Below are 1,055 nucleotides of genomic sequence, written 5' to 3'. Positions count from 1 at the left end.
CTGAAAAAGCAAGAACCGAGTTAATTGCTTAACTCAGTTCTAAATGAAATACTGTTAACCTATTTTAGGACGAGACATATTCATAAAAAACGAGCTCCAATCTTAGTTATAGGGCTTGTTTCACCGCATAATAAGACTGAAGCTCGCGTAGTCAAAAATATATTAACTTACATTCACTCGACGACGTTTCACTGTCGTGGCTGACATTCTTTTTTGAGACCAGCCTAAGCGATGTAACCCCAATAAAATCACTGCATAAGAAATAGGATATCCAAATTTAAGTTCAAACAACGGAACTAACTGTTTGGCTTGAGTAAATGGTGTCATTTCAACAAAATTCTTAAAAGCTTCCCAGTCCTTAATCATTTTAGGACGCCCAACTTTATCAGATTTTTGCTGTTTCAACTGGCCAGTATTTTTCTCCAATAATATCCAATCGCCTAATGTCGATCTGGCAATGTTAAATGTTCGGCAAGTTTTAGACTTATGTTTAGACTCTGAATAAAACTGCATTACTTTTTGTCGTAAATCTAATGAATAATTTTTTGGCATGATAAATATAAAAAAAAAAATTGTTTTTTTGAATTATAAAGCTATGAAATAGTTGCTTCGTAGCTTCCCCAATACAACTCATAAATAAATTAACTTAATTTACTATAAAATAAAACAAAAAAATTATAATATATACAAAATGTAACTTATATCATTGATTTTCAAATAGTTATATTTAATTATTTTCCATTAATATGTATATTAACTTAATAGGATTGTAATAAATTAAGGAAACTACACATACTTTATTTTAATTATATTTAATAGTTTAGTTACTTGTTTAGAAATATAAGACAATATGAATTTTAATCATTAATTTTATTTATAAATATTGTTAAGAATAAATTAACTATATAGGAGGATATTTATCTTTGATTTCACGATCAAAATCATAAATAATAATATTGCCAATACATTAAAAGAAAAAACCCGACATCAGTCGGGTTCTTTGTCTCAAATTGATGAGCGATTAAGCAGCATCACGCTGTTCAATCGGTACAACC

Annotated in this window: 1 protein-coding gene; it reads right to left on the bottom strand. The window is 28.4% G+C overall.

Features of this window, described 5'->3' with window-relative positions; genetic code table 11:
- Positions 1-162: 162 nt before the first annotated feature.
- Complete coding sequence (locus RFH42_RS16830) at positions 163-552, bottom strand: IS630 transposase-related protein (protein ID WP_308977086.1); 390 nt, start codon at positions 550-552, stop codon at positions 163-165.
- Between the last annotated feature and the right edge of the window lie 503 nt (positions 553-1,055).

Origin of the sequence: Acinetobacter rudis, assembly GCF_031157835.1 — a bacterium.
Taxonomy (GTDB): domain Bacteria; phylum Pseudomonadota; class Gammaproteobacteria; order Pseudomonadales; family Moraxellaceae; genus Acinetobacter; species Acinetobacter rudis_A.
Note: the sequence above shows the minus strand (reverse complement) of the source record. Positions and strands in the feature narration are given on the sequence as shown.